The organism is Pyxidicoccus sp. MSG2, assembly GCF_026626705.1.
Lineage (GTDB): Bacteria > Myxococcota > Myxococcia > Myxococcales > Myxococcaceae > Myxococcus.
The window spans coordinates 616,115-640,463 of record NZ_JAPNKC010000001.1 but is presented as its reverse complement, the minus strand read 5'-3'; the positions used below and the strand labels follow the sequence as shown (position 1 = coordinate 640,463).

General features: G+C 70.4%; 20 protein-coding genes, 1 pseudogene and 1 riboswitch. Of the genes and pseudogenes, 8 read left to right on the top strand and 13 right to left on the bottom strand.

Annotated features, from left to right (window positions below):
• Positions 1 to 97 precede the first annotated feature (97 nt).
• Positions 98 to 691: a HEAT repeat domain-containing protein gene (locus OV427_RS02730; RefSeq protein ID WP_267854556.1), complete on the bottom strand. Its 594-nt coding sequence runs from the start codon at positions 689 to 691 to the stop codon at positions 98 to 100.
• A gap of 135 nt (positions 692 to 826) precedes the next feature.
• Between OV427_RS02730 and OV427_RS02725 the strand changes: the two genes are divergently transcribed.
• Entirely contained in the window at positions 827 to 1,336 is a 510-nt protein-coding gene (locus OV427_RS02725) for a DnaJ domain-containing protein (protein ID WP_267854555.1), read from the top strand.
• Here the strand turns inward: OV427_RS02725 and OV427_RS02720 are convergent.
• Positions 1,270 to 2,262, bottom strand: a complete 993-nt coding sequence (locus tag OV427_RS02720; protein WP_267854554.1) for a stage II sporulation protein M — start codon at positions 2,260 to 2,262, stop codon at positions 1,270 to 1,272. The genes OV427_RS02725 and OV427_RS02720 overlap by 67 nt on opposite strands.
• 1 nt (position 2,263) lies before the next feature.
• Positions 2,264 to 3,031, bottom strand: coding sequence for an RDD family protein (locus OV427_RS02715; RefSeq protein WP_267854553.1), 768 nt, complete (start codon positions 3,029 to 3,031; stop codon positions 2,264 to 2,266).
• 526 nt (positions 3,032 to 3,557) lie between these two features.
• Between OV427_RS02715 and fruA the strand changes: the two genes are divergently transcribed.
• Entirely contained in the window at positions 3,558 to 4,250 is a 693-nt protein-coding gene (gene fruA, locus OV427_RS02710; protein WP_163997410.1) for a response regulator transcription factor FruA, read from the top strand.
• 195 nt (positions 4,251 to 4,445) lie between these two features.
• Here the strand turns inward: fruA and OV427_RS02705 are convergent, their stop codons facing one another.
• Complete coding sequence (locus tag OV427_RS02705) at positions 4,446 to 4,670, bottom strand: MbtH family protein (protein ID WP_163997411.1); 225 nt, start codon at positions 4,668 to 4,670, stop codon at positions 4,446 to 4,448.
• Positions 4,671 to 4,859: 189 nt separating this feature from the next.
• Complete coding sequence (gene hppD, locus OV427_RS02700) at positions 4,860 to 5,933, bottom strand: 4-hydroxyphenylpyruvate dioxygenase (protein WP_267854552.1); 1,074 nt, start codon at positions 5,931 to 5,933, stop codon at positions 4,860 to 4,862.
• Positions 5,934 to 6,589: 656 nt separating this feature from the next.
• On the opposite strand from hppD, the gene OV427_RS02695 reads away from it, so the two are divergent.
• Complete coding sequence (locus OV427_RS02695) at positions 6,590 to 7,594, top strand: DUF4105 domain-containing protein (protein ID WP_267854551.1); 1,005 nt, start codon at positions 6,590 to 6,592, stop codon at positions 7,592 to 7,594.
• Here the strand turns inward: OV427_RS02695 and OV427_RS02690 are convergent.
• The 3 genes from OV427_RS02690 to OV427_RS02680 form a co-directional block, all read right to left on the bottom strand.
• Positions 7,583 to 8,320, bottom strand: coding sequence for a hypothetical protein (locus tag OV427_RS02690; RefSeq protein ID WP_267854550.1), 738 nt, complete (start codon positions 8,318 to 8,320; stop codon positions 7,583 to 7,585). The genes OV427_RS02695 and OV427_RS02690 overlap by 12 nt on opposite strands.
• A gap of 91 nt (positions 8,321 to 8,411) precedes the next feature.
• Positions 8,412 to 9,371: a ketopantoate reductase family protein gene (locus OV427_RS02685; RefSeq protein ID WP_267854549.1), complete on the bottom strand. Its 960-nt coding sequence runs from the start codon at positions 9,369 to 9,371 to the stop codon at positions 8,412 to 8,414.
• Positions 9,372 to 9,423: 52 nt separating this feature from the next.
• Complete coding sequence (locus OV427_RS02680) at positions 9,424 to 10,746, bottom strand: styrene monooxygenase/indole monooxygenase family protein (RefSeq protein WP_267854548.1); 1,323 nt, start codon at positions 10,744 to 10,746, stop codon at positions 9,424 to 9,426.
• A 237-nt stretch (positions 10,747 to 10,983) separates the two neighbouring features.
• Here OV427_RS02680 and OV427_RS02675 point away from each other — a divergent pair, with 237 nt between their 5' ends.
• Positions 10,984 to 11,976: a hypothetical protein gene (locus tag OV427_RS02675; RefSeq protein ID WP_267854547.1), complete on the top strand. Its 993-nt coding sequence runs from the start codon at positions 10,984 to 10,986 to the stop codon at positions 11,974 to 11,976.
• A 9-nt stretch (positions 11,977 to 11,985) separates the two neighbouring features.
• Here OV427_RS02675 and OV427_RS02670 read toward each other — a convergent pair whose 3' ends face one another.
• Positions 11,986 to 13,086: a D-TA family PLP-dependent enzyme gene (locus tag OV427_RS02670; RefSeq protein WP_267854546.1), complete on the bottom strand. Its 1,101-nt coding sequence runs from the start codon at positions 13,084 to 13,086 to the stop codon at positions 11,986 to 11,988.
• Positions 13,087 to 13,177: 91 nt separating this feature from the next.
• Here OV427_RS02670 and OV427_RS02665 point away from each other — a divergent pair, with 91 nt between their 5' ends.
• Together OV427_RS02665 and OV427_RS02660 are read left to right on the top strand one after the other, a co-directional pair.
• Positions 13,178 to 14,287, top strand: a complete 1,110-nt coding sequence (locus OV427_RS02665) for a winged helix DNA-binding domain-containing protein (RefSeq protein WP_267854545.1) — start codon at positions 13,178 to 13,180, stop codon at positions 14,285 to 14,287.
• An 85-nt stretch (positions 14,288 to 14,372) separates the two neighbouring features.
• A riboswitch (cyclic di-AMP (ydaO/yuaA leader) is annotated at positions 14,373 to 14,511 on the top strand.
• Positions 14,511 to 16,493 carry a potassium transporter Kup gene (locus OV427_RS02660; protein ID WP_267854544.1) on the top strand — a complete coding sequence of 661 codons (1,983 nt, stop codon included), beginning with the start codon at positions 14,511 to 14,513 and terminating at the stop codon, positions 16,491 to 16,493. It overlaps the preceding riboswitch by 1 nt.
• 58 nt (positions 16,494 to 16,551) lie before the next feature.
• Here OV427_RS02660 and OV427_RS50550 read toward each other — a convergent pair whose 3' ends face one another.
• The 4 genes and pseudogenes from OV427_RS50550 to dacB form a co-directional block, all read right to left on the bottom strand.
• Positions 16,552 to 17,055: a hypothetical protein gene (locus OV427_RS50550; RefSeq protein WP_324290050.1), complete on the bottom strand. Its 504-nt coding sequence runs from the start codon at positions 17,053 to 17,055 to the stop codon at positions 16,552 to 16,554.
• A 39-nt stretch (positions 17,056 to 17,094) separates the two neighbouring features.
• A pseudogene (locus tag OV427_RS02655) lies at positions 17,095 to 18,873 on the bottom strand (immune inhibitor A domain-containing protein); the annotation flags it as partial.
• Between the two features lie 255 nt (positions 18,874 to 19,128).
• Complete coding sequence (locus tag OV427_RS02650; protein ID WP_267854543.1) at positions 19,129 to 21,309, bottom strand: prolyl oligopeptidase family serine peptidase; 2,181 nt, start codon at positions 21,307 to 21,309, stop codon at positions 19,129 to 19,131.
• 166 nt (positions 21,310 to 21,475) lie between these two features.
• Positions 21,476 to 22,957 carry a D-alanyl-D-alanine carboxypeptidase/D-alanyl-D-alanine-endopeptidase gene (dacB, locus tag OV427_RS02645; RefSeq protein WP_267854542.1) on the bottom strand — a complete coding sequence of 494 codons (1,482 nt, stop codon included), beginning with the start codon at positions 22,955 to 22,957 and terminating at the stop codon, positions 21,476 to 21,478.
• A gap of 162 nt (positions 22,958 to 23,119) precedes the next feature.
• On the opposite strand from dacB, the gene OV427_RS02640 reads away from it, so the two are divergent.
• Together OV427_RS02640 and OV427_RS02635 are read left to right on the top strand one after the other, a co-directional pair.
• Complete coding sequence (locus tag OV427_RS02640) at positions 23,120 to 23,371, top strand: hypothetical protein (protein ID WP_267854541.1); 252 nt, start codon at positions 23,120 to 23,122, stop codon at positions 23,369 to 23,371.
• 33 nt (positions 23,372 to 23,404) lie between these two features.
• Complete coding sequence (locus tag OV427_RS02635) at positions 23,405 to 24,346, top strand: GAF domain-containing sensor histidine kinase (RefSeq protein WP_267863345.1); 942 nt, start codon at positions 23,405 to 23,407, stop codon at positions 24,344 to 24,346.
• Positions 24,347 to 24,349 lie beyond the last annotated feature (3 nt).

The window sequence follows — 24,349 nt, the reverse complement described above, 5'->3', positions numbered from 1 at the left end:
AGGGCAATGACTTCTCCAGGAAACCGCCCCACCCACGTGGGGGGCGGCCGCGTCCGGTGGTTTACATGCGCCTGCCCGGAAGGGGAGCAGGCGGGCGTCAGCGCGGGGCCTCCCACTGGGCGGCGACGGTGCGCGCGGCGTTCTGCACCGGGGCGGTGAGCCGGGCGTCCAGCGCCGCGTCCTGCACGGTGCGCCGCGCGGTGGCCGTGCGCTGGAAGATGAGCCCGTTGAGCGCCTGAATCTTCAGCGCGTCCGGCATGCGCGGGTGGCGCACCACGTTGCCGAGGATTTCCTCGGCGCGCGGCTCCTGGAAGAGCGCCACCGCGCGGAGCGCCGCCTGTTGGATGCGGGGGTTGGAGTCCCACAGCAGCGTGGCCAGCGAGTCCAGCGCGCGCGCGTCGCCCAGCAGCGCCACGTCTTCAATCGCGATGGCGCGGACCTCCTCCGGCGCCGGCTTCACCGCCCACAGCAGGCCGCGCAGCAGGGCGGTGTCGTCCGGCCCGGTGGCGGCGGGCTCGGCGGGAGGCGGGGGCGGCGCGGAGGGCGGCACGGGCGCCTCGGTGGGGGTGGCGCGCGCGGGCTGCTCCTTCGCCGGGGCGGGCCGGGCCGGGGCAGCGGGACGGGGGCGGGCCGGAGCCTGGGCCCGCGCGGCGGCGGCGACCAGGAGTCCGGCAACGAGCAGGGGACGCATGGCCCCCCTTCTACCCCGAAACCCGCTTCCCGGGAGGGGCGGCCCTGACGCGGCGCGGGAGTTTTTCTTGACGCGATCTCCGATCGTGGGACCTTGGCGGCGCTACAGGCGTGTTGCAAGAGGGAGCAAGGGCTGATGAGCGCGGCGGTCGCGAACTGGCAGACGCTGGAGAACGTCGAGGTGGAGTGCACCCACTGCGGCATCCGGATGACCCTGCAGCCCGGGAACCGGGTGCGGTACTACCGGTGCTCCGGGTGTCACCGCTGGGTGTCCAGCACCTACTCGGAGGTGTTCCGCGCGGACGCGAAGGTGCGGACCCACCCGGTGAAGGACACCGGCGCCCAGGACGAGCAGTTCCTCGAGGTGAAGGGCCGCCTGGACCGCTGGCTGAACGCGCTGGAGGACCAGGACCCGTACCGCCTGCTGGGCGTATCCCCGCTGGACACCGAGGAGACGGTGCGCGCGCGCTACCACGCGCTGGCCATGGAGAGCCACCCGGACCGCGGCGGCTCGACGGAGAAGATGCGCGAGCTGAACGCGGCCTACGAGAAGATCCTCCGGCACCGCGCGCGCAAGCGTCAGGAGGCGCTGTCCGCCGGCTCCCCGGTGCGCCCCGCCTCCGAGCTGCCCGCCCGCAGCAGGTAGCCCCAGAAGAGGGCGCCCAGCGACAGCCCCAGCCCCGCCTTCACCCAGGTGGGGAAGAGGCTGCCCGGGGACACGTAGCCCTCCACCACGCCGATGAGGGCCAGGAAGGGCGCGCAGCCGAGCACCAGCTTCACGGCCTCGCGCCCCCGCAGCGCCAGGGCCTGGCCGCGCGGCAGTTCGCCCGGGTCGATGAGCGCCTGACCCACCATGAGGCCCGCGCCCCCGGCGATGACGATGATGGACAGCTCCACCGGGCCGTGCGCGGCGATGAAGTCCAGGAAGCCTCGCGTCATTCCCTCGCGGACGCACAGCGCGCCGATGGCGCCGATGTGCACACCGTTGTTCACCAGCATGTAGAGGGTGCCCAGACCGCCCAGCATGCCCAGGGCGAAGGTGGCGATGGTGACGGTGAGGTTGTTGGTGGCGATGCCGGATGCCACCGAGTTGGGCGGCGCCACCGACAGGATGTCGTCCGTCCACATACGGCCCTCGGCCACGTACTGGCGCATGCCGGCCGGCACCAGCAGCTCCGCGCCCCGGGGCTCCCACAGCACCACCAGCGCGCCCAGCAGCAGTCCCAGGCAGAACACCGCCGCGCTGGCGCCCACGAAGCGCAGCTCACGGCGCAGGGTGACGGGGAAGTCCCGCCGGAAGAAGTCGCGCACCGCGGGCCAGCGCTCGCGCGGCGGCTGGTAGATGGCGGCGTAGGCCTGCCCGCACAGCTGGTTGAGGAAGCGGTGCGCGTCCGTGCCCGGGTAGAACGTCTGGGTGTGGGCCAGGTCCGACGCCGCGCGCCGGTAGAGCGTGTCCAGCGTGCGCAATTCCTCCAGCTTCAGGGCCCCGGCCTTCTGGCGGCCCAGCAGCGCCTGGAGCGCGTCCCAGTCCGGGCGGCGCTTCGCTACGAAGGCGGGCAGCGGGGTGGCCAACTCAGACCTCCGCCCGGGCGCGGGCGCGCAGGAAGGCCTCCGTGCGCTCGGGCGAGGCGAGCACCGCGGCGCGCTCGTCGCCGGACAGCCCGCCCACCCGGTCCACGAGCTTCTCACCCATCCGCTGCCGCACCTCGGGCGTGAGCCCTCCCGCGCGCGCGAGGAAGGCCAGCACCAGTTCCACCTCGCCCGGCGTCAGCGCGCGGGTGGCGGACTGCGCGGGCACGACGCCCTGCGACAGCTCGGAGGTGGCGGTGTACTTGTCCAGGTCGATGCGCTCCTCGCGCACCAGCAGCGTGCCGGCGAGCAGGTCTCCCAGGCGCCGATGCTGGCGGGTGAGCAGCATGGAGATGCAGCCGGCGGCGTACAGCATGGGCAGGAAGTCCACCGCGCGGCAGAGGTTGCGCACCGCGCTCTCGAAGAGGCCCACCGGCGAGCCGTCCATCCTCACCACGCGGATGCCCAGCACCCGCTTGCCCACTGTCTGTCCATGGAAGAAGACCTCGCCCACCGTCCAGTACAGCCATTGCGTGGCGAAGAGCCCCACCACCAGCAGCGTGCGCGCCAGCCCGGACAGCGCCTGCAACACACCCAGCACGTCGGACACCAGCAGCGTGAAGACGAAGTAGGCGACAATCCAGAAGAAGAACAGCAGGCCCGCGTCCACGAGCCACGCGAGGCACCGGTAGCCGATGCCGGCCACGGGCAGGGTGAGCGCCACGCGCTCGGGCGTGGCCACGTCGAGGTGCGGAGATGGGGCGGTGCGCATGTGGGCACCCCCAGCATACACGCCCACGGTTTCGGCCTCGCGGAACCCGACTCCCCGCGTTACGTGGCGATTTACATGAATTCCAGGTTGCTGTAGGGTGTGCGGCGTTGAACGGCGGGGCCGGTACCGGAGGGCATTGCCATCTCATACTGAACGCCAGGGTGTGTCAGGAGGCTGACAGCGATGACGAACCGACGTCGGAAGCCCCTGGATCCCTCTCCAAATCATGCGCACCAGACACTCGCGCCCGGGCTGATTCGCGTCTGCGCTTTCCCGGTGTTAGGGTTTCATGCCGTAGGACGATGAAGTGGGCCGTTTGGAGGTGGCCCGGAAGGACGCTGGACGTAGTCGAAAGTCGAAAGCAGTCAGGAGTCGAGTCTTGTATCGGTAGACCGACCCCGAAGTGATTCAGCGGACGTGCTCGTTCTTCAACAGGTCTCTCCCCGCTGGCACCGGAGTTTCGGAGTCGGCTGTGGTCAACAGGTAGTTCCAGAAGTCTTCGCCATGGCGGCTGGGGGGCCTTCGCATGGCAACATCCAATCAAGCAGCGATTCGTGTATCTATTCTCGAGGGACCGTGGGCGGCCTGGCAGGGCCTTGCCGATGGTCTCCGCGGAGAAGGCGTGCAGGTGTCCTCGGTGACGAGGGACGTGCGCCTCTTCCTCGATGGCCTGGGAACCGATCCGCCACAGGTGGCGGTGATGGACGTGGAGGGTGACAGCGAGGCGGCTGTCGGTTGCTCCGTCACGGAGGGCATCAACCTCCTGCGGGAGGCGCGCAAGCGCCGCCTGGAGGTCCGGATGCTGTTGCTCTCCGCGGTGAGTCAGCCGGAGATCATCTCGCAGTGCTTCGACGAGGGAGCCTCCGGCTACCTCTTCCGCGCGGGGCTCGGCACCACGGCCGTGGCCTCCGCCATCCAGTCCCTGGTGCGAGGCGAGCGGTTGTTCCCGGTGCAGCTGCTGCGGAACGACTTCGAGCATCCGCCCGTCACTTCGCCCACCGCGAGCGTGCTGCTGGCGCTCACGCAGCGGGAGCGCGAGGTGCTGGCGTACGTGGCGGGAGGCGCGGACAACCTGAAGATTGCCGCGCACCTCCAGATTGCCGAGCGCACCGTGAAGTCCCACGTCACCCAGCTCTACCGGAAGCTGGGGGCGGAGAACCGCACGCAGCTGGCGCTGCGCGCGTGCCACCTGGGCGTCCGCCCACCGCCGGACCTCTGAGCGAGGCCGGCCCACCCTCTCCTCGCTCCGCGGGGAGAGGGAGTCCTTGAATCACGGCAGTGTCGCGGGCGGGCCGTCTCATGGCGGCCTGCCCTTTTCGGCGGCCCGCGCGGCGACGGCGGTACGGCGGAGGGAAGCACGCCCCCGGGCCCTGGCACAGATGCCGGGCTTTTCGGGGGCGTGGACCCGGTTGCTTCAGTTCTTCAGCTGCGCCTGCTCCTCCATCTTCTTGCGGAGGCTCAGGGGACGCATGTCCGTCCAGACCTGCTTGATGTACTCGAGGCACTCGGCCTTCGGGCCCTGCTTGCCCGCGTCCTTCCAGCCGAGCGCGTTCTCGCGGTCCGCCGGCCAGATGGAGTACTGCTCTTCGTGGTTCACGACGACCTTGTAGATAGTCGTATCTTCGCGCTCATCCGCCATGGTGTTCGACTCCTGGGAGTGGGTGCATTCTGCTCACACCCCTGAAAAAGGCGTCAAGCAGGGTAGGCTGGTTGGCACCCCGAGTTCCAGTGCCGCACCGCGCAGGAACCCTGTTCCTCCCAGCGTGGGCCCGCGGCGACGACCGGTCGCCTGGCGGGCATGGGTGGGGAGGTGTGCCGCCAGGGCCGCTCAGCGCGTGGCGCGGAGGGTCTCCCGCTCCTTGGCCTCGTAGAGCGCCTGGATGTTGGCGCCGCCGAAGCCGCGCGCCTCCTGACGCTGGATGACCTCGAAGAAGAGCGTGCGGCGCGCGTGCTGCGTGCGGGTGAAGACCTGGAGCAGGTGGCCCCACGCGTCGCGGTCCATGAGGATGTTGCGCTCCTGGAGCGTCTCGCGGCGGAAGCCGCCCAGGTCGCCCAGTCGCGCCTCCAGCGACTCGTAGTAGCCCGGCGGCGCGTCGAGAATCTTCATGCCGCCCCGGCGCAGCACGTCCACCGCCCGGGAGATGTCCGGGGCCAGGAAGGCCAGGTGCTGCACGCCCGTGCCGCCGTGCGCCGCGAGGAAGTCCTCGAGCTGCCCGCGCCGGGTGCCGGTATACGGCTCCTGCATCGGGAAGCAGATGCGCCCGCCGGCGGTCTGCATCACCCGCGAGTTCATCCCGCTGTACTCCGTGCGCACGTTCTCCTCGTGCGTCTGCTCGAAGCCCAGCACGTTCCCGTAGAAGGCCACGGTGTCCAGCAGCGTGCCACGGTCCAGGCACAGCGCCACGTGGTCCAGCCCGGTGAACAGCTCCTCGCCCACGGCCGGCGCCGTCTCCAGCGGCAGGTACACGTCCGGCAGGAAGCCGCTCGCCGCGGTGTCGCGCTGGATGAACGAGTGCACCAGGTCACCGGGACCGGCGATGGTCGCCTTCACCACGCGGCCGCCCGCGCCCTCGAACGTGGCGGGCTCCATCACCGGCCGCGCGCCCCGGCGCACCGCCGCCTCGAAGGCCCCGGCCGCGTCCGGCGTGGCGAAGGCCACGTCCTTCACGCCGTCGCCGTGCTGCCGCACGAAGTCCGCCACCGGACCCACCGAGCCGAGCGCGGACGTGACGACCACCCGCGAGTTGCCCTGCTTCAGGACGATGGACCGCCGCCCCTCCAGGCCACTCTCCGGCGCTGCATGGGCCACCATCCGGAAGCCCAGCGCGTGGCAGAAGAAGTATGCCGACAGCATCGAGTCCCCAACGTACAGCTCCACATGATCCACGCTTGTGAATTCCACTCGACGCTCCAATCCTGTTGGCGTGGCCCGTCCATCACCTTCTAGGACGGCGGCACTATCGGCCACTGGATGCAGTGATACATCCCTAGCATGAATCACGGATCTGACGTGAGCTTCGTGTATTCAGGGCGGAAAATTTGAAGCTGAGAATCCGACCCTCGCACCGAAAACCTAGAAGTCTCGGGTACTTGAGAGGGAAGGGCTCGCTGGCATCTCATGACGCGAGAGGCCACGAGGAAGCATCCGACGCGTAAATTCACGTCCAAAACGCGCCTTCCGTACCTGAGTTGCTTTTGCTGGAATTCCTGACGGAGGCACGTGCGCATGGAACACGGGCCTGCGACAGCAGGCGCCGCGGGCAGCCCTGGACGCGCCGCGAGATGTCGCGGCGCGTCGGGCGTCTGGAACATCAGTGCGAGCAGCGCGCGTCCCCGGCGCCTCGGAACCCGGCTCAGCGGATTCCGGGGGCCGTCACACGCCTCCGCCGCGCGGAGGCTTCACTTCGACGAGCGGAAGCCTCGGGCTCAGGGCTCGAGCTGGCCGCGAAGCTCTCCCCCGTTGAAGTTGGCGCCGTGGAGAGTGAACAGGGGGGAGGCCGGAAGGGCTGGTCGTAGCCGCCCGGTGACAGCCCGCACGGGGACGTCGATACTCGCGGCATGCGCCTGTTCTCCTGGATCATCACCGCCCTCGTGCTGCTGCTGGGCACCGCGTGGGTCGCGCTCGCCCTGGCCCTGACGGGCGCGGGGCCGGAAGGCGCGCACCTCGTGAGGGCGCTGCTGGCGCTGGTGCTGGCCGGGGCGGCCGTGGCGGTGTGGCGCCGGGGCTCGCGGTGGGCGGCGGTGGCCGTCGTGGTGCTGGGCTGCGCGGCGACCTGGGGCTGGGTGCGGACGGTGCAGCCGTCGGAGCAGCGCGACTGGGCGCCGGACCTGGCGCGCGCGGCCCGGGCGGAGGTGGACGGCACCCGCGTGACGATTCACGACGTGCGCGACTTCCGCTACCGGAGCACCTCCGACTGGGACACCAGCTGGTACACGGCCACGTACGACACACGCGAGCTGACGGGGGCGTGGTTCATCGTGGAGCCGTTCTCGGGCGTCTGGGGTGCGGCGCACACCATGGTGAGCTTCGGCTTCGCGGACGGGCGCTACGTCGTCTTCTCCGTGGAGGTGCGGCGCGAGAAGGGCGAGACGTTCTCCGCGCTGGGCGGCCTGTTCCGCCAGTTCGAGCTCATCTACGTGGTGGGCGACGAGAGAGACCTGGTCCAGCTGCGCTCCAACCACCGCAAGGACGACGTGTACCTGTACCCGGTGGACGCGTCGAAGGAGCGCATCGCCTCCTTCTTCCTGGACATGGTGGCGCGGATGAACGCGCTGCACGCGCGGCCGGAGTTCTACGACACGCTCTCCAGCAACTGCACCACCAACCTCGTGCACCACGTGGAGAAGGTGAGCGCGGTGGACGTGCCGTATGACCACCGGACGTTGCTGCCGGCGTACTCGGATGCGCTGGCGTACGAGCTGGGCCTCATCGAGAAGGACGCGCCCCTGGAAGTGGTGCGCGCCCGGCATCGCATCAACGCGAAGGCGATGGCGGCCAATGGCCTGCCGGACTTCTCCCGGCGCATCCGCGAGTCGCAGGCCACCGCCGTCTCAGCGCCCTGAGCCGCCCGCGGCCGGGCCGGCCTTCAGGTGCTTGTCGTAGTGCTGCTGGAGCGTGACGAAGTAGCCGCGCTCCTCCCACAACTCCGCGAGGAGGCGGTCCGTCAGGGACTTCACCTCGGCGCTCTCCGCCGCGTCGGGCGTGCGGGGGCCGGGGTTCTTCTGGCTGAAGAAGGCGCGGGAGGCCTCGGCCATCAGCACGCGACTGCTGGCGAAGAGCCTGCGCAGGATTTGATTGATGGGGCGCGCGTCCACCTCCGCGCACGTGGCGACCATGGCGTCGTAGACCTTGCGCGGCATGTCCGCCTCCAGCGCCTTCGCGTCCAGGTCCCCGCGCTCCACCGCGTGGGTGAGCAGGAAGCCGTGGTGCAGGGACGTGGAGGCCATGTCCACGCAGTCCTTCACCCACAGCACGAAGAAGACCTTGCGGAAGACCCACTGCATGGGGAACAGCAGCACGCCCTTGACGAAGCTCTTCACGTGGCCACTCAGGGACGTGCTCACGTGCGAGCCGGCAAGCACCTCCACCGCCTTGGCCGGGGTGGGCAGGCCGTGCTCCCCGAGAATCTGCCGGACCATGCCCTCGCGTACCTGGCCGAGGGCATAGTCGTCCAGGAAGGGCACGGGGATGAGCGGCGTCAGGCCGGAGGCGACGGCGAGAAAGGCCACGCGGCCCGCCAGCGGCGGCAGGTCGTTCTTCGAGGCAGGGCGCGACTTCGGCTCGGTCATGCCCTGTTCATATGCCAATCCCGGCCTTCCATTGCGCGGCGTGTCGCGCCTGTCCGGCCGGGCCCCGGCCCACCTGCTGGATGCAGGACGCTCAGCCCTTCCCCGGCCCGCGCGCGTGCGGCAGCAGCAGGGAATAGAGCGTGCTCATCACCGGGGTGGGGACGCCTCGGGCCCGGCCTCGCCGGGACACCGTGCCCTGGAGGTACTCCACCTCCAGCGGCTTGCCGGCCTCCAAGTCTACCATCATGGAGGGGCGCATGCCGTCCTGCAGGCCGGCCATGAAGGCGACGACGTCCTCGGCGCGGGTGGTGGTGGCCACGCCCTCGGCGTTGGCGACGCGGAGCACCTCGGCCGCGGCCTCCTGGAACTGCTCGCGGAACGCGGGCCCCGCGTCGCGAAGCGGGCCCAGCGGGAGTCGGGCCGCGGTGCAGAAGCCGGACATGGGCGCCAGGAACGCGAGCTTCTCCCAGAGCGGCGCGCGTGCGTCCGCCACCGCCTCCACGTTGAGCCCCGCGCCGGCCAGCGTGTCGCGCAGGGTCTGCACGCGCGCCGACACGCGGGACGTGTCGCCGAACACCTCGCCGAGGATGATGCGGTGGAGCGTCCCCGTCTGAGAGATGACGCCCGGCTCGGAGATGGCGGTGGAGATGTACGTGGTGCCACCGATGACCGGTGCCTCGCCCACGACGGTGGCCACCTCGCCGGGGCTGTCCACGCCGTTCTGCAGCGTGAGGACGGCGGCGGTGGAGCCGCCCAGGCCAGGCCTGTCCGACGCGGCGGCCAGCGTCTTCACGGTGGGCAGCACCGACGGCACGTCGTAGTTCTTCACCGCGAGGACGATGACGTCCACGGGGCCCACGCGCGTGGCGTCTTCCTCGGCGCGCACCTGGACGGTGAAGTCCCCTTCGGCGCTGCGGATGCTCAGCCCCCGCTCACGCATGGCGCGCAGGTGCGCGCCCCGGGCGAGGAACGTCACGTCCTGGCCGGCGCGCACCAGCCGGGCGCCGTAATAGCCGCCCACTCCACCCGAACCGACGATGGCGAATCGCATGGCGCGCACCATAACGGCGCGCTCCGCTCACGGCAGGGACGATTCAGCGGTATCAGTGCACCTCGACCCCTGGCGCCACCACCTTGTCGGGCAGGGGCCGCCACGCGAGCGCCTCGGGCACGGGCAGCGCCTCGCGGGCCGTCGCGGGACGGTTCTTCGCGAGGAACGCGGCGGCGCTCTCCGGGCTCGCGCACGCGCCGAGGATGTGCTCCGGAATCATGAACGCATTGGCGATGGCGTCCGCGACGCGCGGCTCCTGGCTGCCGGCGACCAGCACCTCCACCACATGCGGCGGGGGCGGCTGCAGCAGCGCATTGCTCCAGTGCGTCGCCGGGGCGGCGGCGGCCCACGTCTTCTCCTCCGTGGTGCGGCAGAAGGCCTCGTCGAACGGACGCGCCGAGCCCAGCGCCTCCACGATGCTCTCCGCCATCGCGAAGGCGGAGGCCGACGCGGCGTTGGCCCCCTGGCCCGCGACGGGGTCGTTCGTCACGTGCGTGTCGCCCACGGCCACGACGAAGCGGCCGTTCGCCAGCGGCGCCCAGCCCCGGCGCACCATTGGCGTGAAGGAGCCCTGCAGCCAGTCCATGGGGCCCAGCACGCCGAACTCCGCGGGGTTCACCCGCTCGTACGTGGCGGGCGCGAAGCGGCGCAGCCGGTCCATCAGCAGCGCCTCGAAGGCGCGCGGGTCCTCGTCGTACCGTTGGGTGCTCAGCACCGCCAGCTCACCCTCGGGCAGCGCCTCGATGAGGATGCTCGGAACGCGGCCCTGGCGGGAGATGACCTGCGCCTCGAAGATTTCTCCCTGGCCGGGCACCAGGTGCGCCTCCATGCCGATGGGGTCCTGCATTCGCACGCCCTTGAGCAGCGCGGCGAACAGCAGGCGCGCCGGCTGCGTGTGCGGCGACAACTCGGGGATGCGCGGGAAGAGCGCCGTCAGCCCGTTGCGGCCGGTGGCCACCACCACCAGGTCATGCCGGGTGGACAGTCCCTCCAGCGCCGCGGCGTCCACGGAGCGCACCTCCAGCAGGCCCCCGCGTGCCACGAAGTCCTCGGCCAGCTTCGGCTGGTACAGCCGGTAGTCGACGAAAATCGTCGGGTGCTCCAGCCGGCCCTTCAGCCCGAACGACTGCGGCCCATTCACATGGATGCCCACCTGGTGCATGTCCGCCTGCGGCCCGCCCCAATGGTCCACCCCCAGCTCCCGCTCCCGGGCGCGCGTGGGCGAGTGGTGCGCCACCGTGTTCGGCAGCCGGCTCGCGCGCAGCTTCGCGGGGTCCTGCTCCGCGTACATCGTCACGGAGATGCCGTGGGACAGCAGCTTCAGTCCGAGGTGCAAACCGGCCGTGCCGGCGCCAACGATGCCGATGCTCGCCATATGTCTCTCCTCCGCGTCCCGCGTGCCGTCGTAGCTATGTCGGGATGGACCCCCCCAGGGGACATGGGGTACCCGGCTTCCCGGGAACGCGGGCTAGTTAGCACAATACGAATGGAGACTTACAAATTGGTCGCACTCATTCGTTGAGAATTCGCGGAGGGCTTCGAATTTCCACCCGCGCGGACGGCGTGGCGCCGGGTTGGGGAGACGTGGCGGGAGCGCCTACAGTCAGGGGCGATGAGCGTGTCCCTCGACGTGATGCTGGAAGTGGGAGACCTCGCGGACACGTCCGCGGACGCGGTGGTCTTCAAGTACGCGCAGCGACTCTACGGCGCGGCGGGTGCGGCGGCGCAGCGGCTGGAGCTCGCGGGCGTGCCGTCATCCCAGCTGGAGCTGAAGCCGGGGGAGTACCGCTTCGTGGAGACGCGCGGGAGCCTGGCCTCGCCGCTGGCGCTCTTCGTGGGCACGGTGCGGCTGGGGGACTTCGGCTACCACGAAATCCGCCAGTTCACGGTGCGCGCGCTGAAGGCGCTGGAGGCGCACTCGGGGCTCAAGCATGTCGCGGGCACGGTGCACGGGCCCAACTACGGGCTGGACGAGGACGAGGCGGTGCTCGCCTTCGTCGGAGGCCTCGTCGAGGCCTTCCAGCGTGGCACCGGGCCGCAGGGGCTGGAGCGCTTCACGGTGGTGGAGGTGGACGCGCGGCGGGCGAACCGGCTGCGCAAGGCGATGGAGCGGGGCCTGAGCGGCACGCCGGGCGTGACGGCGCTGCCGGGCGGGGGCTTCCGCGTGGAGCGGATGAGCGCCTTCGTCCAGGCGCCGCCCATGGCCACGGCGGGCACGGTGTCCATGGCGAAGCCGCATGCCTTCGTGGCCATGCCCTTCGCGCCGGAACTGGAGGACACCTACCACTACGGCATCCTGGGGCCGGTGAAGGCGGCGGGCCTGCTGTGCGAGCGCGTGGACCAGGCGGTGTTCGACGGCCCCATCATCCAGCGCATCAAGGAGCGCATCGACACGGCGAAGGTCGTCATCGCCGACCTGTCCATGGCCAACCCCAACGTGTACCTGGAGGTCGGCTACGCGTGGGGGAAGGGACGGCCCACCATCATGCTGGTGCGCGACGTGAAGGAGCTCCGGTTCGACGTCGCCTCGTACCGCTGCATCGTCTACCGCAGCATTCGCGAGCTGGAGACGGTGCTGGCACGCGAGCTGGAGCGGCTCGGCTGAAGGCCGCGCTCACCACCCGCGCGCCGCGACGGCCCACGTGGCATGGGGAGCGCCACCGCGTAGCACGTGCAGCCGCTCATGCAGGTTGACGGAGGCGCAGACGTGGTTGGGCACCACGCGCACGCGCTCTCCCACGCGCGGGCGCCACGCGGTGCCGGACAAATCCAGCAGGCCGTGCTCCTCGGACAGCCCGCGCACCAGCACCTCCGGCCTGTCCAACAGGGCGCCGTAGCCGCCCTGGGGCGCGAGGCCCTCCTCCTTCGCCAGTGCCTTCGAGCCCGCGTCGATGACGGCCTGGCCGGGCACGGCGGTGCTCACCACGGTGGCGAGCACGGAGTATGCGCACTCACTCCAATCACACGCGCCCACGGCGGCGGAGTTGCGGTCATTGAGCACGTTGATGCCGGGGCGTATCTCCGTGAGCCCGACCACCTCGTGCGAGCGCCAGAGGGTGGGCGTGGAGCCGCCGCTCACGATGGAGGGCCGCAGCCCCGCGGCGGCCAGCGCGTCCACGAAGGTGCCCAGGCGTGAGGACTGCTCGTGCAGCGCGGGGCCCTGCTCGGCCAGCGGCGCGCGCAGGTGGCCCGGATAGAAGATGATGCCGCGGTACTCCACGCCGCGCGTGGAAGCGATGGCGCGCGCGAGGGCGACGGCGTCCTCGGGCGTCTGCACGCCCACGCGGCGCATGCCCATGTCCACCTCCACCAGCACGCCCACGGTGCGCCCCGCCGCGTCGGCGGCGCGGCCGAGTCCCTCCAACGCCTCGCGCGAGTCGAGCGCCACCGAAAGCCGCGCGTAGGGGGGCAGGGCCATGAGGCGCGCGAGCCGTCCGGCGCCCACGGGCGGGTAGGCCAGCAGCACGTCGGCCGCGACGTTGGCCATGACCTCGGCCTCGCGGGGCGTGGCCACGGTGGCGCCAATCGCACCGGCCCGCAGCTGGAGGGCGGTGAGCTCCGCCGTCTTGTGCGTCTTCGTGTGGGGGCGCCAGCGCAGGCCGTGCTCGCGCGCATACGTGGCCACGCGTTGGAGGTTGGCCTCCACGCGGTCCAGGTCCACGAGGGCGGCGGGGGTGACGAGCGAGTCCAGCGAGTGGGCGTCCATGCGCCGCATGGTGACACCCCGCACGACACGGCTCCAGTGGGGGAGCGCGCCCCGACATGCAGCGGAGTGCTACACACGGGCTTCCCGGCCCCGAGGTCCCATGCCCGCCGCGACTGCCTCCCCGACGCTGACGACCCGAGAGCTCAACCGCGCCACGCTCGCGCGCCAGTTGCTGCTGGAGCGGGAGAAGCTTCCCCTCCTTCGCGCGGTGGAGCGACTGGTGGCGCTCCAGGCCCAGCAGGCGAAGCCGCCCTTCGTCGGCCTCTGGTCCCGCGTCGAGGGCTTCCGGCGCGAGGACCTGACGCGGCTCCTCCAGAAGCGAGACGTCGTCCGCGCCACGCTGATGCGCGGCACGCTGCACCTCGCGAGCGCCAAGGACTACCTGAAGCTGCGCGCCGCCTTCAGCCCGCTGCTGGAGGCCTCGGTGCACTCGGTGCTCCGCGAGCGAGCGGAGGGGCTGGACATCGAGCCCCTCGTCCGCGCCGCGCGCGAGTACCTGGAGGAGGAGCCCCGCACCTTCGAGGAGGTGAGAGACCACCTGCTGGAGCGCTACCCGAAGGCCGACGAGCGGGCCATGGGCTTCCTCGTGCGCATGTACCTGCCACTCGTCCAGGTCCCCACGGATGCGGAGTGGGGCTTCCCGCCCGCCACGGACTTCGCGCTCGCGGAGTCCTGGCTGGGCGAGCCACTGGGCGCCGGCGCGGAACTGGACACGCTCGTGCTCCGCTACCTGTCCGCCTTCGGCCCCGCCACCGTGGGCGACGTGCAGACGTGGACGGGCCTCAAGGGCCTGAAGGACGTGCTGGCGTCGCTGAAGCCGAAGCTGCGCACCTTCCGCGACGAGAAGGGCCGCGAACTGTTCGACCTGCCCAAGGCGCCCCGACCGCCGGAGGACATGGCCGCGCCCCCGCGCTTCCTTCCCGAGTTCGACAGCCTCGTGCTCGGCCATGACGACCGCTCGCGGCTGGTGGCGGACGCGCACCGCCCGCGGCTCATCACGAAGAACCTGCGCATTCCCGCCACGTTCCTGGTGGACGGCTTCGTCACCGGCACGTGGAAGGTGGAGCGCAAGAAGACCACCGCGGTCCTCCTCGTCGAGCCCTTCGAGCCGCTGACGAAGAAGACGCGAGACGCGCTGGCCGGGGAGGGGGAGGCACTGCTCCGCTTCGTCGAGTCCGAGGCCCGGGCGTTCGAGGTCCGTTTCGCCTGAACGGCCGGCGGGCCTCGGCCAGGTGTCCGGGATTGTTGACCTTTTCCCCGAGGCCATTGCGACCTGCCTGGAGCGGGGCTAGTTATGCCGCAAAACGCCGAGTCCCGCCGTCAGCGGGAGCGGGGGACCCAGGTTCGTAGGGGCGAGTCGCTCGCAAGCGAGCGTAGGGCAGGTTCCCAGCCCGAGTCCGTCAGCTAACCCCGCAGGCGTCGAGGAGAACCTGATGTCTTCCGACCCCAGCAGTCACGGGCCGGGCTCGCCAACGTCCGCGGGCTCGGCCGCTCCCGTTTCGCCTCCGTCTTCCCCTGGACACCGTGCTCATGGCGCGGGCCCGGAGCCGCTCTCCCGGCTGGCCCCACTGGCCCTGGGGGCGCTCGGCATCGTCTACGGCGACATCGGCACCAGCCCGCTGTACGCGCTCCGCGACTGCTTCAGCGGCGAGCACGGCATCGCTCCGACGCCAGCGAACGTACTGGGCGTGCTCAGCCTGGTCTTCTGGAGCCTCATCATCGTCATCTCCGTGAAGTACCTCGGCTTCGTGATGCGGGCCGACAACCGCGGCGAGGGCGGCATCCTCGCCCTGCTGGCGTTGGTGGTGCAGCGCGGAGGGCGGGAGGGCAGCGGGGCCCGGCGCATGGTGCTGCTGACGCTCGGCCTCTTCGGTGCCGCGCTGCTCTACGGCGACGGCGTCATCACTCCGGCCGTCTCCGTGCTCTCCGCCGTGGAGGGACTGAGCGTGGCCACGCCGCTCTTCACGCCCTACGTGGTGCCGATTGCGCTCGTCATCCTGCTCGCGCTCTTCCTCGTGCAGAGCAAGGGCACGGGTGGCATCGGCCGGGTGTTCGGCCCGCTGATGGTGGTGTGGTTCACCGTCATCGCGGTGCTGGGCATCCACGAAGTGGTGAGCAACCTCTCGGTGCTCCATGCCGTGCTGCCCACGCACGCGGTGCGCTTCTTCGTGCACAACGGGTGGCACGGCTTCCTGGTGCTGGGCGCGGTGTTCCTCGTCGTCACCGGTGGCGAGGCGCTGTACGCGGACATGGGCCACTTCGGCTACCGGCCCATCCGCCTGGCATGGTTCGCGCTGGTGCTGCCGGCGCTGCTGCTCAATTATTTCGGACAGGGCGCGCTGCTGCTGAGGGAGCCGTCCGCCGCGACCAACCCCTTCTTCCACCTGGCCCCGGACTGGGCCCTCTATCCGCTGGTGGCGCTGGCCACGACCGCTACCGTCATCGCGTCCCAGGCGCTCATCTCCGGAGTGTTCAGCCTCACGCGGCAGGCCATCCAGCTCGGCTACTGGCCGCGGCTCGAGGTGGTGCACACCTCGGCCGAGGAGCAGGGGCAGATCTACCTCCCGGGCGTGAATATCGCGCTGCTCCTGGGCGTGGTGCTGGTGGTGCTGGGCTTCCGCTCCTCCACCGCCCTCACGGCCGCGTACGGCATCGCCGTGACGGCCACCATGGCCATCACCACGTGTCTCGCCTACGTCGTGGCGCGTGAGCGCTGGGGCATGCGGCGCTCCGTGCTGGTGCCGCTGGCGGGACTCTTCCTCGCCGTCGACCTGGCCTTCTTCGGCGCCAACTTCGTGAAGGTGGCCCACGGTGGCTGGCTGCCGCTGACGATGGGCGTGGTCCTCTTCTCCCTGATGACGACGTGGAAGCGCGGCCGCGAGCTGCTGGGGCAGAAGCTGCGCGCGTCGTCGCTCGGGCTCAAGGACCTGCTGGAGAGCTTCGGCGACAACGCGCCCCACCGGGTGCCGGGCACGGCCATCTTCATGACGGGCAACCCCGAGATTGCCCCCAGCGCGATGCTGCACAACCTGAAGCACAACAAGGTGCTGCACGAGCAGACGCTGCTGCTCACCATCGCCACCGAGGACGTGCCTCACGTCCCGTCCGCCGAGCGGGTGACGGTGGAGAGCCTGCCCCTGGGCTTTCGCCGCATCATCGCGCGCTACGGCTTCATGGATGACCCGTCGATTCCGGACATCCTCAAGCGCTGCCGCGAGGCGGGCCTGCCCTTCAACGTCATGAGCACCAGCTTCTTCCTCGGCCGCGAGACGCTCATCGTCAGCAGGAACCCGGGCATGGCGCGCTGGCGCGAGGCAGTCTTCGTCTGGATGAGCCGCAACGCCCGCTCGGCCACCGCCTTCTTCCGCATTCCGCCCAACCGCGTGGTGGAGCTGGGCGCCCAGGTGGAGCTGTAGCTCCGCACGGCGAGGTGGCGGCACGGACTGCCCGCCACCTCGCACGGCCTCCACGGCGTCAGCGCGCCGGGCGGACCTTCACGCGCATGTAGCGGCCGTCTTCCTTCTCCTTGACGACCTCGATGATGGTGCCCGTGGGCGGAACCTGCACGCCCAGCCAGTACGTGTCCGGGAACCAGTACGGGTTCAGGTCATTGAAGACGGGCTCGGCCGGAAGCGACGGCACGTCCACGCGCGGGCCCCACGGCGTCTTGAGCGACAGGGACTGCGTGGGGCTCAGGCCGAACGTCGCGTCGCGCACCTGGACGAAGGTGTCCCAGTACCAGCCGTTACCGTCCACCCGCGGCACCGGACGCGCGTCCACCGGCAGGATGCGGCCCTGGCCCGGGTGCACGCTGGTCTGGTTGTTGTTGAACAGGGTGTTCCAGTAGGTGATGAGCAGGCCCGGCTCGTAGGGGTAGTGCTCGACGTAGTAGTAGAGCTCGAGGTCCCCGTACGGGTACTGGTAGGGGCCCGTCTCCAGGCCTTCGTCGTAGAGGCGGTACTGCCGGTACTCGGCCAGGTAGTAGTGGTCGAAGTAGATGTGCTGGCCGTCATGCTGCTGGAAACCGGAGAACGTCCAGCCGTTGGGCGTCTTCTCGGCACCGTCGGAGAACACGGTGCGTCCGTCCGCTTTGATGGTCAGCGCATCCACCTGGAAGCCGGGGCGGATTTCGGCGCCGTCCGTCCAGTAGCGCAGGCGCAGTTGGATGGTGCGCCCCGCGTACGGCGTCAGGTCGAAGGTGACGGGAATCCAGCCGCCGGACGCGCCGGTGATGCCGTTGCCATAATTCTGGCCGTTGGGGTCGGTGGTGGTGGTGATGGTGCTGGGGAGGTTCTCGAAGAACTGGCCGTCCGTGGAGACGGAGACATAGGCGTAGTCCCAGTCCGGCTCGATGTCGAACCACGTCTGGAACTGGAGCGAGACGGCGCGGGCGGACGGCAGGCGCACCGTGCGCACCATGGAGCGGTCCAGGTTGTCACCGTCGCCGCTGTACCAGGTGTGCAGGCCCGCGTACGGCGGCGTCGTCGGGTGGTCCACCGCCTGGGGAGGCAGGGTGACGAGCAGCGCCTGCGCGTCCTTGGTGTTGAACTCCGCGGGGCCCAGCTTGTGGCTGGAGCGCTCGCCGGCCTTGGCGTCGTCGTAATTCAGCCAGCCGAGCTGCAGCTTGTCCCAGGCAAACAAGTCGCCGGGGCGCGTGCCGGTGTCCACCGTCCCCCTCCCCAGATACCCGCCGTGGGCCATGAGGCTCCAGAAGGCCGCATCCGTCCCGGAGCCCGAGGCGGTGTCGTAGAGGTCCGGCAGCCCGAGGTCATGGCCGAACTCATGGGCGAACACTCCCAGCCCGCCGTTCTCCGGCTGCATCGTGTAGTCGCCCACCCACTTGTCCACGGGGCCGAAGCGCGTGCCGCCGTTGGGGTTGTAGGCGGGGCCGCCGCTGCTCGTGGAGAATGCGAAGGCGCGGTGGCTCCAGACCGCGTTCTGCCGCTGCGCGCCGCCGCCCGTCTCCTCACCCTCGCCGGCGTGGACGATCTGGAAGTGGTCGATGTAGCCGTCCGGCTCGTCGAAGTTGCCGTCGTGGTCGTAGTCGTACCGGTCCCACGTGTCGAAGGTGTCCAGGTACGCCTTGATCTGCTCCGGCGTCTTCCCCGCGGCGAGCTGGCTGTCCGTCCAGGCGTTGACGGCGTCACTGACGAGGTACCAGACGCCGGTGCTGGTGCAGATGTTGCGACCGCACAGGTTGTGGCCGTAGCGCGCGCTGTTGTACGGGACGCGCACCTAGTCGTGCACGGTGCCATTCACGGTGTACCGGCCAGAAGACTGGGTCCGGTAGTAGGTGGCCACCGAGTCCACGCCCGGGCCCGTGGCGAAGTAGAGCTGCTCGTAGTGCGCGCGGTCGTAGTCCGCCTGCCAGATGGTGGTGTTGTCGACGGCGCGGTCCGGCTGCACCAACTGGTTGTGGAGCGGCCCCGGAACGTCGCCGCCGGGGTTCGTCTGGGGGTTGCCGTAGACGGGGTGGACCTGGTCGCCGAACTCGGCGAGGACGACGAAGATGCGGTCCGTGCGCTCCAACTCCAGCTCCACGTAGCGGCCCTTCGACACCTCGTGGACGCGGCCCTTCGCACGGCCCTCCACCTTGTCCTTGAGGGCCTCTGCCCGCAGCTGCCGCTGCCGCTCACCCTGCGCGTGGGGCACGTCGTCCGACTCGCCCCGGCGGGCGAGGGACACCGGCCCGGCGGGGGTGGAGGCCTCTTCCTTGTACGGATTCTTCGCCCAGGCGGAGGGCGACACCGAGAGGGCCACGAGGCCCCACTTCAGCCACTTCGTTCCAGACTTCATTGTCGGGCTGCTCACCTGGCGGTGCCGGCCGGCCCTGATTGCTCACGGCTTCCGCCGGGGCGGCACGATAGCCCGATGGGCATACATATATGAAACCGTGTTGTAACGGGTTCGAAGATACACCTCGCCGGGCAACGATTTTCGCGGGCCCCTGCGACCTGGAGCGGCGAGGTCCGTTCAATGAAAAGGCCCGCCGCGAACACGGAGGGCTCCGTGTCCACGGCGGGCCTGGGCCCGCGTCACGTCACACGCGCGTCACTGCGGCGCGGGGGCGGACACCTTCTTCGCGGGCGGCTGGTACTTCATGCCCAGCTCGTTGAAGACGAAGGAGTAGACGTCCACCTCCTCCTCGATGCGGGCGTTGAGCGGGGTGCCGGAGCCGTGGCCCGTCTCCGCGTTGGCGCGCAGGAGGATGGGCGTCCTGGCGCCGTTGGCCTCCTGCATCCGGGCCACCATCTTCCGCGAGTGGAACGGGTCCACGCGCGGGTCATTGGCGCCGGAGGTGAAGATGACCGACGGGTACTTCGTCCCATCCTTCACGTTGTGCAGCGGCGAGTACGCGCGCAGCGCCTTGAACTGCTCCGGGTCCTTCACCGTGCCGTACTCGGTGATGTTGAACTGGCCATTGGGCGTGAGCTCCACCCGCAGCATGTCGTAGATGCCCACGCGGGCCACGACGGCGCCGTACATCTCCGGGTGCTGGGTGACGGCCGCGCCCATCAGCAGGCCGCCGTTGCTGCCGCCCTGGATGGCCAGCTTCTTCGGCTGCGTGTACTTCTGGTCCACCAGCAGCTTCGCGCAGGCGTAGAAGTCGTCGAAGACGTTCTGCTTGTGCGTCAGCGAGCCTTCCGCGTGCCACTTCTCGCCGAACTCCGAGCCGCCGCGCAGGTTCGCAATCGCAAACACGCCGCCCTGCTCCAGCCACAGGCCCGTCAGCACGCTGTAGCCCGGGCTGATGGAGATGTTGAAGCCGCCGTAGCCCGTGAGCAGCGCCGGGTTCTTCCCGGTCAGCTTCGTGCCCTTCTTCTTCAGGATGGTGAGCGGCACCTTGGTGCCGTCCTTGGACGTGGCCTCGGTGCGCACCACCTCCACGTCGCTCAGGTCCATGGGCGAGGTGCGCGCCAGCGCCGTCTTCGTCACCTTGTTGTCCTTGGCCGAGTACCGGTACCAGGCCATGGGCTGCACGAAGCTGACGTTGACGAACAGCACGTCGTCCCCGTCGCCCGCGGCCACCAGCCCGCCCACCGACGACACCGGCAGCGTGGGCACCAGGCCCAGCGACTGGCCCTTCAGGTCCACCATGCGCACCTGCGAGGGGCCGCCGAGCTGCTCATTCACATACAGCCGGGACTTCGTCGGGAAGATGCCCTGGATGCTGGCCTCGCCCTCGGGGACGAGCACCGTCGCCTTGTCCAGCGTGGGCGTGGCCAGCGGCAGCCGCAGTACCTTGCCGCGCGGCGCGTCCTTGCGGCTGACGAGGTATAGCGCGTCGTCATGGCCGAAGACGGCGCGGATGACCTTGTCCTCGAACTTCGACACCTGCGCCCACTGCCCGGACGGGCCGCGCAGGTACACCATGAACTCGCCACCGTCGCCGTTGGCGACCACCGCGACGGTGTGCTTGCCGTCCTCGGACGTCTCCAGCTCCGTCATCGCGATGCGCGGGAAGTCCTTGCCCAGCGCGTAGGTGTCCTTCTCCGTCGGCGTGCCGAGCTGGTGGAAGTAGACCTGCTGGAAGAAGTCGCGGTCCGCCGCGGGGCGCTCCTCGCCGCGCGGGTAGCGCGTGTAGAAGTAGCCCGTGCCGTCCGCGTTCCACGCGAGGCCGCCGCCCGCGGTGCCGCCATTCACGTGCGGCACCAGCTCGTTGGGCAGCGCCTTGCCGGTGGCCACGTCGTAGATGGTGACGTCGCCGCTCTCCGTGCCGCCCTTCGACATGGAGACGGCCACCTTCTTGCCGTCCCGCGTGGGGACGAACCAGTCGATGGTGGTGTGGCCGGACGGGTCCACCACCATGGGGTCCACGAGCACGCGCTCCTTGGACGTGTCATCCACCGAGCCCAGCACCACCAGGAAGCTCTGCTGCTTGGGCGGCTGCGACTTGAAGGCGAAGAGGGTGCCGCCCTCCTCCTGGAGCCCGCCGTAGCCCGGGGACTTCCAGGAGAGCAGCTCGGTGACGCGCTGGCGCAGGCCCTCGCGCCCGGGGAGCTTGTCCAGCATGCCGCGCGTGTACGCGTTCTGCGCGTCGGTCCACTGCTTCACGCTCGCCTCGGACGAGGCCTCCAGCCACTGGTAGGCGTCCTTCACCTCCGTGCCGTGGTAGGTGTCCACCTTCTCCTGCTTCGCCGTCGCGGGGGCCTTCGCGGCGCCCTTGGGGGCGGCGGAGACGGCCAGCGGCAGCATCAGCGCCGCCGCCGTCAGTGCGCTCTTCAGTTTCACGGTTCACCTCGTGGGTGGGGAAGTCGCGCGAGAGCCTGCCACGTCCTCCGCGCCCTGGCGCACCTTCCCCATCATGGGAATGTCGCCGCCGCTCGGATGTTCGGGCGCGCTCCAGGCGCCCAGGCGACGGGAATGCAGCGCGTCACCCGTGGTGAACCCGGGTGACTCAGCGGAGGGGCAGCTCCACGAGCGCAGCCGCGAAGCGGTCGAAGGCCTCGCTGGAGGGCAGCGCGGTGCCCTCGTCCATGTTGCCCAGCATCAGCGCGAAGACGACGCGCGGGTGCTGGGTGTCACCGGGGCGGTCCACCACGCCCACGAAGCAGCGCTGCCCGGAGAGGGTGCCCGTCTTCGCGCGGATGTGGCCGGCGGTGCGTGGCGTGACGGGACGGGTGGCGAGCGTGCCGTCCTGGCCGGCCACGGGCAGGCTGTCCACCAGCGCACTGCCGTAGGGCTCGCGCAGGCTGGTGAAGAGGACGCGCACCATGCCCCGCGCGGTGGCCATGTTGTAGCGGGACAGCCCGCTGCCATCCACCGGCCGCAAGTCACGCAGGGGGATGCCGCGGCGGGTGAGCTCGTCGGCCATGGCGGAGCGCAGCGCGGTGTAGGACTCCGCGCCGGTGCGCTCGCGGGTGAAGCGCAGGCCCAGCCGCTCCGCGTAGAGGTTGAGGGACTCCTTGTTGGTGGCCTTCACCAGCTCCGACAAAGGCGGGCTCACGAGGGTGACGAGCGGCTCGGGCACGGGCGGGCGCAGCGGAGCGGGGGCCTCCAGCGTCATCGGCAGCCGCGGCACGCCGCGCTGGAGCAGGGCCTCCTCCACGCAGGCGGAGAAGAGGACCTGCGGCTCGTCCACCGCGAGCTTCACGGTGGCGGCGCGCGGGCACTGGTTGGCGGGGGAGCGCCACACGCAGCGCACGCCCGGGCCGCCGCGCTGGCGCACGCAGGAGAGGTTGGCGCGCTCGGCGTTCATGTCCACGCTGACCACGGCGGGCAGCGACGCGAAGGCGGGCGTGAGCTGCACGGTGGGCGGCTGCGCGCAGTCCGTGCCGTCCGCGCGGGACAGCGACAGGTCCACCACGTTCTCCCGGAACACGAAGGCGGTGGGCGCGGCGCTGTACGCGTACGCGGCGTCGTCCCACGCCCAGCCCGGGCCGAAGGGGAGGTCCGCGTCGTCGGTGCCGCGCACGCGCACCTGCCCGCGCCACTGGCGGATGCCGCGTGCCTGCATGGCGTCCGCCACCTGCTCACACGCGAGCGCCGTCTCCGGGAAGCGCCACGAGCCCAGCGACGGGTCTCCCGACGCCTCCACCACGACGTCTCCCAGGAAGAGGCCGTCCACCTGGCTGCCCTCCAGCGACACGGGCGTCTGGTAGCGGAAGTCGGGTCCCAGGGCGGAGAGCACGGACGCGGTGGAGACCACCTTCATGGTGGACGCGGGCAACAGGCGCATGTGCTCGCGATGGTGGAAGAGCGGCTCGCCCGTCTGCGCGTCCACCACATAGGCACTTGCCAGCGCACCCTCGTCCTCCAGGGTGCCGAAGAGGGACTGCGCGAGCGAAGGGAAGGTGGCCCCCTCCGGACGCTTCGCGCGGAAGCACCCGGCGAGCGAGAGGGAGGCCAGCAGCAGCGGGACGAGAAAGGCGCGGCGCATGAGTCGGCCACGCTATCGCCGTGGCCTCACGGTGTCATGCAACCCGCGCGCGCCGGACGCGGTGCCGTCGGGGGTCGGTCGTTCGGTATGCGACCCACCGGCATGGGTTCCGTGCGGCTTCCCCCTGGCGACGCGCGGGCGGCCGTTAGAGTCCAGGCTGTCATGTCCGACTCGCGGAAGCCCACCTCTCCGAGCAGCCCTTCGCTTGACACCTCCATCGCGGCGGACGTCGCCGCGATAGGCCGCATCGACGCGGTGAAGACAGTGCTTCGGCTGCTCCTGGAGACCACGGGGCTCCGGCTGGGGGTGTTGGCGCGTGTCACGGCCGACTCCTGGACCTGCTGCGCGGTGCTGGACGAGGTGAACTTCGGACTGCACCCCGGTGACACGCTGGAAGTCGCCACGACATTTTGAAGCACCGTTCGCGGCGCGGTCGCGCCGCTCCTCATCAGGAAGGCGAGCACGGACCCCCGGTTCGCGACCCATCCAGCGCCGAAGCTCTACGGTGTCGAGAGCTACATCGCCGTGCCGCTGCACCGGAAGGACGGTTCGTTCTTCGGCGTGCTGTGCGCGCTGGACCCGCTCCCGGCCAACCTGGCCGAGGACAAGCTGGAGGTCTTCCGCCACCTCGGAGACCTGGTCGGCCATCAGCTCGACCAGGAGGACGAGCTGGGGCGGAGGGATGCCCAGCTCCTCGGCGCGCGCGAGGCCGCGCAGCTTCGTGAGCAGCTCATCGGCATCGTGAGCCATGACCTGCGCAACCCACTCAATGCCATCACCCTCTCGGCCGGCACGCTGATACGCCGCACGGACCTGGATGACCGGGCCCGCCGCGGCCTCAGTCGCATCCTGGATTCCGCGGACCGGGCCAACCGGCTCATCCGGGACCTGCTCGACTTCACCCAGGCCCGCATGGGCAAGGCGCTTCCCGTGAAACCCCAGTGCGTGGACCTCCATGTCCTCACGCAGCAGGTGGTGGACGAGGTGGGGCTGGCCACGCCCGGACGCCGGTTGGACGTGGAGGGAGCGGGTGACGCACGCGGCATGTGGGACCCGGACCGCATCGCCCAGGTCCTCACGAACCTGCTCAGCAATGCCTTGCAGTACAGCCCATCCGGGACACCCATCCGGGTGAAGACGGAAGGGCAGGGCGACAAGGTCGTCCTCTCCGTGTGCAACGAGGGCCCGCCCATCCCCCCGCACGTCCTGCCGGGCCTGTTCGAGCCGATGACCCGTGGCACCCGGGAGGGCGGCGAACGCCGCAGTATCGGCCTGGGGCTCTACATCGTGGACCAGATTGTCCGCGCCCACGGAGGCAGCGTGGAGGTGGTGTCCACGGAAGGGTCGGGCACGACGTTCCGTGTCCACCTGCCTCGCGGTACCTCGTGAGCC